We start from the raw sequence: 12,942 nt of genomic DNA on the forward strand, positions 1-12,942 counted from the left end.
TTTGTTTGAAACAAGAAGTTTCCAACGTTATTCGTTAACAATCAGTAATAATGTAGTAGTTCCGTTGAATTAACAATATTAAATTTCTGAACATAAAAAAATACTCCCTTCAACATAGACACTTAACTTGTGTTATGTATGAAAGGAGTATTTTTGCGTTAATAATTTGTTTTATTTTCGAGCCACAGCCACCTATTCAATGGCTATTGGTCATTACTAAAACAAATTCATATTAACTGTTAGACTTGGTTACTTAGTAAGGAATATTTCCCTATGAAATAACTAGATGTTCACATTCTTGAATAAATTTTATTCTTCAGTTTGTTGGTCTTTCTTAGTGAATCTTCTAATTAAGAATGCCATACCTGCACCTAGAGCTAATTCAGCATATGGTAAATCGTCATTATGTGACATACCAGTATCTGGTAAAGTTTTAGCTTGTTGTTTAGGCTTATTAACTTTTCCTTGTTGGTCTGATTTTGCATTTGCTTTGTTTTCTTCAGTCTTAGTTACATTAAGCATATCTTGATGCATACTATGACTACCATTAGAAACTGTTGCTGGAGATGCATTGGCACCGTCGTTTTGCGTAGCTTTATTGTTTGCAACTGGGCCAACTGATGTTTGCGTATCATTAGTTTGCATATCTTTAGCTTTATTGTTTGCAACTGAGCCAACTGATGTTTGCATATCATTAGTATCTGCTGTTGCCGTATCATCTTTTTGGCTAACATTAGTTGAAGTCATTTTTTCTTTTGCTTCAGAAGATGCAGATGTTGATGGTTTATTCGAAACTTCAGTATCAGCTTTGCTTGGCGATTTATCTGCTTCGTTAGATGCAACGTTAGTTTCAGACTTAAGTTGTCCTGCATCAGTTTGATTTGACGTACTTTCCTCTTTATCTTTTGATGTATTAGAAGGTACATTTGGTTCTGTTATGTCTGCTGAAGGCAATGTTTCAGTTGTTGATTCAACCATACTTTGATTTGTTGAATCTCTACCATCTTTTTCTGCCTTAGCTTTATTTTCAGATTTTGGTTGTGCAACCTTGCCATTAGTTGATTGAGATTCAGCACTATTATTTACTTCAGCATTTTGTTTTGAATCATTTACAGATGCATTATCTTTACTATCAGCAGATGATGCTGCTTCTGTGCTCGCAGTTGTTGGAGCCGTCGTTGTTGATCCTGTTGGTGCATTCTCGTTTGTTGCTGTAGTTGTACTATTGTTATTTGTTGTGCTTTCTGCTGGCGTTGCATTATCTGTTTCTGTTACAGGTTTATCAGTTGTGCCGTTATTAGTTGATTCTACTTCTGGTTTACTAGTTACATCGTTATCCATTGTCGGACTGTTTGTTGATGCATCTGCACTAGAATTGTTATTAGCTTGCGGTTTATCCTTTGCATCATCAGTTGCTGATGTTACTGTTGTTTCACCTGTTGCCGCATCACTATTATTTGGTGTTGTCGGAGAAGCGTCTGCTTTGCCATTATCTGTCGTCTCAGATACGTTAGGTTGTCCAGTGTTTTCTGGTGTTGCATTAGCATTTGAATTTGCTGTTGCATCATTATTATCTGTACCATTATTAGTATCATTAGCATCTGGATCATTCTGAGGCACAATCGCTTCAATTGCAGGTATCGTTACATTTTGTAATTCAGCAACCTCTGTATTTGTTTGTGTTTTATCTAATTTATCAGCAAATCTGTCAAAATATCTACCTAAATCTGTACGTGCAATTTCTTTCGCCGATGCATCTGCATCTGCATTTTTAATTATTTCTATTTGCTTGTTAACCACTTCTCTAATTGCTTCCAAAGCATTTTTCTTAACTACTGGATTAATACGTTGTGCTTTAAGTTGTTCAAGCGCACTATTTTTGACAGTAGCGATTTCTGCATTTGTAGTTTGATCAGAAATATCTTCAGTTGCTTTTGATAAAATGTCTTCTAAAGCATTCGTAAACGCTTCTTTTTCTTCAGTTGTAGCATCAGCGTCGACATTTACACCTGCTTCAATCTGGTCTAGTGCAGTTTCTAATTCTTCGATAGCTTTTTGTTTTTCTGTTGAGTCGATTTGAATGTTATCAAATGCTTCAAGTCCTTGAGCTTTCGCTTTTTCAACTTCAGCAGTTGTTGTTGCATCAGTAATACCTTGTTTAGCTTGATCTGTAATTTGTTTAATCATTGCTAATGCTTCAGTTTTTTCTTCAGCAGTTAACTGGTCACTTTGATCAATAGATTCTTTCGTATCTTCTGCTTTAACTTCAATAGCTTGGTTCGCTTTAGGTTTAACAGTAGCATCTACTTGAATAGCATCAATTGCTGCTTTACCTTGTGTTAATGCATCATCAACGTCACCATTATCCACACCATTATTAATGCTTTCTAATGCAGTTTGAACATTTTGGTCAACTTGCTTAATTGCTTATTGCTTTTCATCTTGTGTTGCATTAGTGTCAGCTGAAATATTATTTTTCTTCTGATCTGCATAAGCATATAAATCTGTTGTAGCTGATTCTTTTTTACCTGTTGGAATTGTGTAATCGTTAATATTATCTAAGTCATTATGAATTTGAACTTCAATGTCATCTTTAGAAGTAGCTTGATTAACATTTTGATCCGCAGTTTGTTTTAATTCAGCAAGTTTTTGTTTCGCTTCAGCAATTTCACTTGAAGTCGATGCGTTAGAGTTATCCGCTTCGTTTACTTTAGCATTATATGCATCTTCAATTTTAGCTAAAGCATCTTTTTTGTACTCACTAAATGTTTTAACTGCATTAATTTTAGCTTTTCCTTCTTTAACTGCATTATCAACATATTCATTTGTTGATGATTGATCGACATTTGTTTTCGCTTGATTTAATTCAGTATCAACTTCTTGTTTTGCATCATTAATTTCTTGTTGTGATGCATTTGGTGTTTGTTCTATTTGTGTTTTCTTATCAGCTGCAGCTTGATCTAATTCTTTTTTACCTGCTGGTTTCTTAACAGGATTTGCATGAAGTTGTTGAACTTTTTGTACTGCTGTATCTTTAGCAGTAGTTACATCACCTGTAGTAGTTGCTGCATTAATATTATTTAAACCTTCTTCATATGCTGCTCTAACTGGTCCAATATCGTTACCTTTTTCTTCATTAGTAGTCTCATTATTATTAAGTATTTCAGTTATTTTATTTTGCATTTCAGTTAGCAATTCCGCTCTTGCATTCGTTTTAACATCTGTTGATGCTTGAATTGGGTCGATGGCTTGAATTGCATTATCTTTTGCAGTGTTTACGTCATCAATTGACTGTGCATTTTCAATATTTTGATTACCTTGTGTTAATTGTGCGTCTACTTGTTGATTTGCTTGTTCTTTTTCTTCAGTAGTCGCATCTGCAGTTTGTGCAATAAGCGCTTTTTGTTCGTTTGCTTTTGTTGCTAATTCATCTTTCGCAACATCTTTAATTGTTGTATCTGCAGTAATACCTTGAATATCAGCAACTGCTTGATCTTTAATTTGCGTAACATCATTAGTTGTTTGTGCATTTAAGATATCTTGATACGCTTTTTCTTTAGCTTTTAAAACTAAATCTTTTGCTGCATTTTTCTCTTCAGTTGTAGCACCAGTTGTATTATCAATTGCTTGATTTTGAGTTGTCACAGCTTGATCAACATCATTTTTAGCATTTGATTTAACCGATGTTGCTGGTTGCGTGCTTTGAATTGAATTCTTTCCAGCGTCTTTCGCCTGATCTACACCATTATCATCAGTTGCAGCTGTAATATTATTTTTCGCGTCTGTAACTGCTGTTGCTAATTGTTGAATAGCTGCTTCTTTTTCTTCAGTTGTAGCGTTCTGATCATTATTGATAACATTTGTTTGCGTTGCTTGTAATTGATCAATTTCATCTTTAGCCGTTTGTTTCTTCACAACTTTTGGTGTTACCGCATTAATCGCTGCTTCTGCATTTGTTTTAGCTTCATCAACTTGTGCGTTAGTAGTTGCTGCTGCAATGGCTTGAATTGCTTTACCATTTTCAGTATTTGCTTCTGCATCAGCTGCTTGTTTTTCTTCATCTGTTGCATCTGGCGTAGCTTGAATCTCTTGCAATTTGTTATTTAAAATTGCTGTGATTTCATTACGTGCAGTTGCTTTTTTATTAACTGTTGGTGTTACTTGATCAATACTAGTTTCACCTGTCGTTTTCGCTTGGTCTACATCATTTTGACTATTAGCAGCTTCAATGTTGCTATTTGCTTGTGTCACAGCATTATCTACGTCCGCATTAGCCGCTGCAATTTCTTCAGCAGTAATGTCTTGCGTTTGAGCGATTGCTGTTTTACGTTCATTCGCTTTCGTAGCAATTGCTTCTTTCGCATTATCTTTAGTTGTTGTTGCTGGCTGAATCGCTTCAATTTTAGCAATTTCTGCATTTTTAGCCGCTTCAACTTCCGCATTTGTATGTGCTGCATCTATTGCTGCATCAGCAGTCGTTTTTTCAGTTTGGACTTGTTGTTTCGCAGCTGCTTTTTCTTCTGTTGTTGAACCGTTATTAGCATCAATTGCTTTTTCTTGAGCTTGTACTTTATCTGCAATTGCTTGTTTCGCTTGAGGTTTAACATTTGCATCAGGTGTAATGGCTGCGATTGTAGCTTCATTTGTAGTTTTTGCATTATCTACATCTGTATTTGCTGCAGCATTATCTATATCAGCGTTTGCAGACAGAACAGCTTGATCAACTTTTTCTTTCGCTGCTTGTTGTTCTTCAGTAGTCGAATCATTCATTGCTTCGATTGCTGTTTTACGTTCACTTGCTTTTTGAGCAATTTCTGCTTTAGCATCCGATTTCTTAGTTGTGGCAGCTTGAACTTGATTAATTGCAGCAATACCATTGTCTTTAGCTGTTGTTACAGCACTGTTTGTATTTGCAGCATCAAGATTTGTTCTTGCTTCTTGCTTTTTAGTATCTAATTCTGTATATGCAGCTTGTTTTTCTTCTGTAGTTGAAGCATTGCTATTTTGAATTTCTTGTTTACGTGTATTATATGCGTTTTCTACTTCTGTATCAGCTGCAGGTTTAACTTTTGCTTGTGTTTGAATTGCATTGATTTTATCTAATACTTTTGATTTTGTATCAGCAACTTCCTGTTTTGATTTAACAACTTGGATGTCATGTAAACCTTGCTTTTGAGCTGCTTCTACTGCTGCATCAGCTTCTGCTACTTCTTCATTTGTTGCATTTGAAACTGTAGCATTTTGAGCTTTTCTAGCTGTTGCAGCTTGTTTAACTTCATTATAGGCATCCATTTTTGTTTGCGTAGAGTCAGTAATATTTTCAATTTTTGAGATTTCTTCGTTTTTAACTCTTTCTAAATCTTGTGCAGTCGTTGTCGCTTCAATTGCTTTAACACCAGAAACTTTAGCTGCATTAATACGTTCAATAGCTTCCGCTACTTCTTCATTTGTTGTATCAGGATTTAAAGGTGCTTGATCAATTTGTGCTTGAACAACTTCGTCAAATTCTTCAAGAGCTGCTGCTTTAGCTGTTGTAGCAGGTGTAGTTTGATTAATATCATTGATTGCTTTTGTTTTAATGGCTTCTACTTGTGCATTTGTTGTTGCTGCATCAATATCTTTAATTGCCTTTGTTTCAATTTTACCAATTTTATCATTTGCTACATCTTTTTCATCTTGTAATGATGCATTTGACTTTTTAATTTGTTGTTTACGAGTTGTAACTGCTTGGATAATATCTTGTTTCGCTTGAGGTTTAACTGTTGGTGTAATCACATCTTGTTCTAACACTGCGATACCATTATCTTTTTCAGTTGTGACACCTTGTGATGTTGTTTGTTTATTAATTTCTGCGATTGCATTATTTTTATCATTGTTAATTTTAGTCACAAGCGCTGCAACTTCATCTTGCGTAACTTTTTTACTTTGTTGTGCTGCTGTAACCTTTTCTTGAGCTTTAGTATCTAATTCAGCAATTGCTGCTTGATTATCAATTAATGCAGCTTGTAATTTAGTTACTAAACCATCAATATCCGCTTGAGATGCACGATTTGCAGTTTCAACATGATTCGCATCTTCATTTAAAATAGTATCTGCTTGTTGTTTAAGTTTATTGTATTCTGCAATTGATGCTGTTGTGTAATGACTATTATCAACTTGTGAGTTTACTTGTTGTTGCAACGCATCTTTGTTCATTTCAACCGCTACTGAAAATGGATCTGCAGTTAGTGTAACTTCTGGTTGCGCATTATTAATTACAACATCTGAAGCAGTACGATATGTTAATTTTTCATTAAAATCAATATTTTTAGGTGTATCGATATTCGCAACATTAACTTTATATGATAATTTTAAAGATTTATCTGGGAATAAAACTTCTTTAGTGTGTGTACCACGTGCCGTTGTCACACCTTGGCTTGTAAATGTAACTTTATTTGCAGTTTGATCATAATTAACAGTCATATTTTTCAATACTGTACTGTCTTCATTACCATTAGGGAATGTTGTAGTTAATGAATCATTAATGTAAGTTACACCTTGTGGTAATGTTACTTCATATTTAAATTGATCTGCTTTCAATGAAGCACCAAAATTACCATTGTTACCGATTTCAGTATTAATTGTAAATTCTTTATTATTTGTTGCTTTCGGTGCTAAATCTCTATTTTTGACATATAAATGTGATCCTGAGAATAGACCTACATTATCAATGAATGAATAGTATTTATAACCATCTTTATTTGTTGTAATTCTTGAAGCATCAGCAACTGCTGTATTGTCAGGAATAAATTGTAAATCTAAACGATCAGCATCTGTTGGTACTTTAAATAAGTGTGCAGTACCAGTCTTAGCTACATTTACAGTTGCTAATTCAGTATTTTTCTTAGCATCTTTAATAACTAAATTTGTTGCACCTTGCTTACTATTCGTTTGCATAGTAGTAAAGTTGATAATTAATTCTGAATCTGGTTTTACATTAACAGTTTTTGAAATACCGTTAAAGTTACCATGATCTGTAGAATCATTTGCATTCACACGACCTAATGCAGCTACATTTCCCCTAGCTTGATAGTTCTGAGGGTTATTCTTATCAAACATATCGCTTCGTCTTAATTCTGAGTTAACGAAACCAATCTTACCGTTGTTAATTAATGAATAACCATTTACTTTATCTGTAACAGTTACAGTTGGATCCTGTCTATTCTCATCTGTTGATATGGCAGGATCATCAAACGTTAATGTTGTATTAATACTGCCTTCACCAGTATTGCTAGCATTTGGATCTTGAGTTTGTGCGTTTGCTGCTACAGGTGCTGCTGGTTGCGCTGCTGGAGCATTCGCTGGCTGTGTTTGATTTGCCGGTGTTGCTTGGTTATTTCCTTGTCCTGCTTGGTTTGCCGGTGCTGCTTGATTTCCAGGTTGTGCTTGTGCAGCGTTATTTGGATCAGCTTGATTACCTTGTCCAGCTGGTTGTGCTGTACCTGCTGCCGGTTGTGCTGCGCCTCCTACTGGTTGTGCTGCGCCTCCTGCTGGATTAGCCTGTCCACCTTGGTTTGCTGGTTGTGCTGCTGGTTGTCCTTGGTTCGCAGGTGCAGCTGGTTGTGCTGCAGGATTAGCTTGAGCACCAGCATTTGCGTTAGGCTGTGCATTGGCATCAGCTGGTTGTGCTGGTTGATTTTGTGCAGGCTGATTTTGCTCTGCTGCAGACGCTGTTGTCGGGTTAATAGATATAAATGTAACAGTGGCAATTAAAGCTGAAAAAATACCGACATTAAATTTTCTGATACTAAATTTTTGTTGTCTGAATAAATTCATTAAGTCATCCTCCTGGTTGATTATTCTCGCTGTTAAATGATTTCACTTAATCAACTGTTAAGATAAGTAGTAGCATCTGCGTTAAAAACACAAAGCAACTCTATCTAATTAAAATTAATTTTATCATCATTATATATTGAGTACCAGTGTATTTTATATTACATATTTATTACTTTGTTTTTATTTTGTTTATATCATTTTACGTTTGTACTATAAATTATTTCTAGAAACACAAAAAACCGATGCATACGCATCGGCTTATTTGTAATACAGTATTTATGGTATTTATTTATCTAATCCCATTTTATCTTGAACCACATCAGCTATTTGTTGTGCAAATCTTTCAGCATCTTCATCAGTTGCTGCTTCAACCATGACACGAACTAATGGTTCTGTTCCAGAAGGTCTTACTAAAATTCGACCTTCTCCATTCATTTCTACTTCTACTTTAGTCATAACTTCTTTAACGTCAACATTTTCTTCAACACGATATTTATCTGTTACGCGTACGTTAATTAATGATTGTGGATATTTTTTCATTTGTCCAGCTAATTCACTTAGTGATTTACCAGTCATTTTTATTACAGAAGCTAATTGAATACCAGTTAATAAACCATCACCAGTTGTATTGTAATCCATCATAACGATATGCCCAGATTGTTCTCCACCTAAGTTATAATTACCGCGACGCATTTCTTCTACTACATATCTGTCGCCAACTTTAGTTTTATTAGATTTAATTCCTTCTTGTTCAAGCGCTTTGTAAAAACCTAAATTACTCATAACAGTAGAAACAATCATGTCATTATTCAATTCTTGATTTTTATGCATTTCTTGACCAATAATAAACATAATTTGGTCACCGTCAACGATTTGACCATTCTCATCTACTGCTATGATTCTGTCTCCATCGCCGTCAAATGCTAACCCAAAATCACTTTCAGTTTCAACAACTTTTTCTGCTAATTTTTCAGGATGTGTAGAGCCACATTTCTCATTGATATTATATCCATCAGGACTACATCCAATTGTTTCAGTATCTGCTTCTAAATCACCAAATAAGAATGGCGCTAATGATGATGTTGAACCATTTGCACCATCTAAAACAATTTTCAAACCTTCAAAGTTAACATCTACTGTTGATTTTAAATAACTCAAATATTTTTGTGCCCCTTCAAAGTAATCTGAATAATGTACAATATCATTACCAACTGGTCTTGGTAATTCTGGGTTTTCTTGATCCAATAATGCTTCAATTTCATTTTCTTGTTCATCTGATAGTTTAAAACCATCTGATCCAAAGAATTTAATACCATTATCTGCAACTGGATTATGAGAGGCTGAAATCATTACACCTAACTCTGCACCCATATCGCGTGTTAAATATGCAACACCTGGTGTTGAAATAATACCTAATCGCATCACTTCTGCACCAATTGAAATCAAACCAGCTATTAATGCTGATTCTAACATTTCACCTGAAACTCTAGTATCGCGACCTACAAGTACACGTGGGTGTTTTTCACCTTTATTATGTGCTAGAACATAGCCACCGTATCTTCCTAATTTAAATGCCAATTCAGGTGTTAGTTCTTGGTTTGCGACACCTCTTACTCCGTCTGTACCAAAATATTTTCCCATTGTTTACTCTCCTTTAATTTAGCTATTTATTTTACATTTATATAAGCCTTCGTTTCACTTGGTTGTGCTTTAGTGACATGTTCTGGTAAATTGATTTTTACAGTCTTTTCAGTTGATTCTGAAATACCATCTAAATCTACTTCTGCATCAACTTCGCTTATATTTTGTAAGTCATCTCGACTACCGAAGATTTCAATTTCTTTATCTTCTAAATCAATCGAACTTAACTCTTTATCATCTGCTAAACTACCTTTCTGTTTAACATTTACTTTAACCTTTTTGCTAAAAGGCTCTACTTTAACTTGTAAATTCACTTCATTAGGTTGAATCGATACATTTAATTTATTCAGTTTTTTATCAAAAGCCGTTACTTCTGCGACATCTTTTGTGTCACCATTAATCTTTTTATTAGTTTTAAAAGTGGCTTTTAAATAAGCGATATCATTCAATTGTTCTTCTCCACCTGTTACTTTAACTGTTTGTGGTGAAACTTCTTGCTTTGTAATTTTATAAAGTGGATCAATATCACTCTGACTTACATCAGGTTGAACTGTCATCTTTTTAGTTACTTTGTTTTCAAGCGTAATATTTGCTAATTTAGGTTTTACAGAATAATGAATGTCATCAGCTAACCCTTTAACTTGATACTTCTCTTGATATTTTCCAGCTTTAGCATTTGATAAATCAATCACTACTCTTAAATCTTCTGGATTTTCAATTTTTATTATCTTTGATTGTGGTCCTGAAATAGTCACATTAACTGTTTCAGGCGCTTTTGTTAAATGCAAATCTTTAGTGTTATAAAGAATTTCAACGGGTACATCTTGAATCGTTTTACTAGACTTTTGACCAAGATTACCAGTGTTAAAGATATTTCCAAAAACATTGTTAACAGATAAAAAGAAAAACAATGCCAAAAGAAAGGCAATAAATCTCAAGCCCCATTTACTTTCTAGCATATTATTTCACACCTTTCTTTTGAAAGCGTGTGCCAAACCAATGTTCAGCAAGCAACTCTTCAAAAATTTCGTTTGAAATGTCTCGTCGTAATTTTCCATCAAATGTTACCGAAATATCACCAGTTTCTTCAGATACAATAACGGTAAATGCATCAGATACTTCTGAAATACCAACCGCAGCTCTATGTCTTGTACCCAAACTTTTAGATATCTTAGGACTATCAGACAATGGCAAATAACTTGCTGCTGCTGCAATCTTCGTGCCTTGAATAATCATTGCACCATCATGTAAAGGTGTGTTAGGTATAAAGACATTAATTAAAAGTTCTTGCGAAATATTTGAATCCATTGCAATACCTGTTTCAATATAATCTTGAAGACCTGTTTCTTTTTCAAAGACAATTAATGCACCTATACGTCTTTTAGCCATATATTGCACAGCCTTTGAAACCGATTGAATCAATTTCTCTTCATCTTTACTATACGTATTAGAAGTATAGCGTTTTAAAAAGCTACCTCTACCAAGTTGTTCTAACGCACGTCTAATTTCTGGTTGGAATATTACTATTAAAGCTAATACCCCCCATTGAATAACGATATCGAATAATTTAGATGTTGCAGTCAAGTTCAATATCATACTTATCTGCTGACCAATAACAATTACTAATATCCCTTTAAGTAATTGTATCGCTTTAGTTCCCTTAAAGACCGTGATGAGAAGATAAAGTACATACCAAACTATCAGTAAATCAAGGATACTCGTTACAATTTTTAACGTACTGAGGTTTTGAAAAAAGTTGGAAAAATCCATAACATCTCCTCCGGGTAATATTTTTCCATAATACCCATTATACCAATCATTTACATCACTGTCATACGAACATATATTTAAATAGAAAAAATTTATTTTAAAGATTATAACTACTCTTAATCATTTTAGTGAATTAAAAAAAGTAGTGCAAAAAGCAAAATATACTTTATACACTACAAATCATTTATTTATAATAAAGTTTCACCAAAAAATGTTCCAACTAATGAAACCGCTTGTTCAGCAGTATGATTATTACTGTCAATCAATGGATTTACTTCAACTAAATCCATTGAGGAAATTAAATGTGATTGATGCAGTAATTCCAATGCAAAATGGCTTTCTCTATAACTAAGACCACCCAAAACTCTAGTACCAGTGCCTGGCGTTTCAAGCGGATCTAAAGCATCAACATCTAAAGATAAATGAACGCCATCAACATTGCGTGACTTCAAATATTCTATTGTATTTTCAATTACTTCCTTTATCCCCAATTTATCAATATCTGACATAGTAAATGTTTTAATATTATGATCTTTGATAAATTGTCTTTCACCTTTATCTAAATCTCTCATACCAATTAGTACGATGTTTTCTGGCTTGATTACATTACTATTTAATTCTAAAAGTTCTTTGGGACCTTCGCCTGTCAAAATCCTTAGAGGCATACCATGAATATTTCCACTTGGTGACTCTTCAGGTATATTTAAATCACCATGTGCATCATACCAAATAACACCTAAATTATTATAATGTTTACTTATTGCTGATACTGAACCTACCGCAATAGAATGATCTCCACCAAGAACTAGAGGAAATCTGTTATTTTCAATTGATGCTGAAACCTCTTTATTTAATTTTTGATTAACATCTATAATTTCATCATAATTTCTTAATCCTTTTTGTTCACTATGAAATTTTTCAATGTTCACAACAGGTACCTTAATATCCCCCTTGTCATATACATCAAGGTCTAATTGCTTTAATCTTGAAATTAATCCAGCATATCTAATTGCTGTTGGTCCTAAATCAACACCTAATTTTCTTTGTCCAAATGTTGATGGTGCACCTATAATATCAATTGCTTTTGTCTTTGTCATAAGCGTCCCCCTTTGCTCTATGTAATTAAAGAATAATGTATGCGCTTACCATTATCAAGCAATAGCTACACATATAATCTGTTTATCTTATTACTTCATAAAAAAAAGCACTTCCCAAAAATGGAAAGTGCAAGTAGTGAGCCATAGAGGATTCGAACCTCTGACCCTCTGATTAAAAGTCAGATGCTCTACCAACTGAGCTAATGGCTCTAATGGCTGGGCTAGCTGGATTCGAACCAACGAGTGACGGAGTCAAAGTCCGTTGCCTTACCGCTTGGCTATAGCCCAATATATAGATGGTGGAGGGGGGCAGATTCGAACTGCCGAACCCGAAGGAGCGGATTTACAGTCCGCCGCGTTTAGCCACTTCGCTACCCCTCCAGCTTATTCATATAATTTAATAATCAAAATGGTGGAGAATGACGGGTTCGAACCGCCGACCCTCTGCTTGTAAGGCAGATGCTCTCCCAGCTGAGCTAATTCTCCAAAATAATGACTCCTACGGGACTCGAACCCGTGTTACCGCCGTGAAAGGGCGGTGTCTTAACCGCTTGACCAAGGAGCCATGGCTCCACAGGTAGGACTCGAACCTACGACCGATCGGTTAACAGCCGATAGC

At 34.6% G+C, this 12,942-nt stretch carries 4 protein-coding genes, 5 tRNA genes and 1 pseudogene; all 10 read right to left on the minus strand.

Translation table 11 applies throughout. The features are described from left to right. Positions 1–309: 309 nt before the first annotated feature. The 10 genes and pseudogenes from fmtB to IDG66_RS00835 all read right to left on the minus strand — a co-directional run bounded on the left by fmtB (position 310) and on the right by IDG66_RS00835 (position 12,888). Positions 310–7,815: pseudogene (gene fmtB / locus IDG66_RS00790) on the minus strand (LPXTG-anchored DUF1542 repeat protein FmtB). A gap of 285 nt (positions 7,816–8,100) precedes the next feature. Next, positions 8,101–9,456, minus strand: coding sequence for a phosphoglucosamine mutase (gene glmM, locus IDG66_RS00795; protein ID WP_000521495.1), 1,356 nt, complete (start codon positions 9,454–9,456; stop codon positions 8,101–8,103). Between the two features lie 26 nt (positions 9,457–9,482). Further along, positions 9,483–10,415 (minus strand): CdaR family protein, encoded by a 933-nt coding sequence (locus IDG66_RS00800; RefSeq protein WP_000894032.1) that lies wholly within the window; start codon positions 10,413–10,415, stop codon positions 9,483–9,485. Position 10,416: 1 nt separating this feature from the next. Next, positions 10,417–11,226 (minus strand): diadenylate cyclase CdaA, encoded by an 810-nt coding sequence (cdaA, locus tag IDG66_RS00805; RefSeq protein ID WP_000347896.1) that lies wholly within the window; start codon positions 11,224–11,226, stop codon positions 10,417–10,419. Between the two features lie 188 nt (positions 11,227–11,414). After that, entirely contained in the window at positions 11,415–12,323 is a 909-nt protein-coding gene (rocF, locus tag IDG66_RS00810) for an arginase (protein ID WP_000167873.1), read from the minus strand. 137 nt (positions 12,324–12,460) lie between these two features. Next, positions 12,461–12,533, minus strand: a tRNA-Lys gene (locus IDG66_RS00815). Between the two features lie 3 nt (positions 12,534–12,536). After that, positions 12,537–12,611: transfer RNA gene (locus tag IDG66_RS00820), tRNA-Gln, on the minus strand. A 9-nt stretch (positions 12,612–12,620) separates the two neighbouring features. Continuing rightward, positions 12,621–12,704, minus strand: a tRNA-Tyr gene (locus IDG66_RS00825). Positions 12,705–12,733: 29 nt separating this feature from the next. After that, positions 12,734–12,809 (minus strand) — tRNA-Val (locus tag IDG66_RS00830). Positions 12,810–12,816: 7 nt separating this feature from the next. Beyond that, a tRNA-Glu gene (locus tag IDG66_RS00835) sits at positions 12,817–12,888 on the minus strand. Positions 12,889–12,942: the final 54 nt, after the last annotated feature.

This window comes from Staphylococcus sp. EG-SA-18 (assembly GCF_017151825.1).
Lineage (GTDB): Bacteria > Bacillota > Bacilli > Staphylococcales > Staphylococcaceae > Staphylococcus > Staphylococcus aureus.

Bases quoted from the DNA above. Each gene is read 5' to 3' on its own strand.
- rocF (WP_000167873.1), bottom strand. From the start codon at position 12,323: ATGACAAAGACAAAAGCAATTGATATTATAGGTGCACCATCAACATTT.
- glmM (WP_000521495.1), bottom strand. From the start codon at position 9,456: ATGGGAAAATATTTTGGTACAGACGGAGTAAGAGGTGTCGCAAACCAA.
- IDG66_RS00800 (WP_000894032.1), bottom strand. From the start codon at position 10,415: ATGCTAGAAAGTAAATGGGGCTTGAGATTTATTGCCTTTCTTTTGGCA.
- cdaA (WP_000347896.1), bottom strand. From the start codon at position 11,226: ATGGATTTTTCCAACTTTTTTCAAAACCTCAGTACGTTAAAAATTGTA.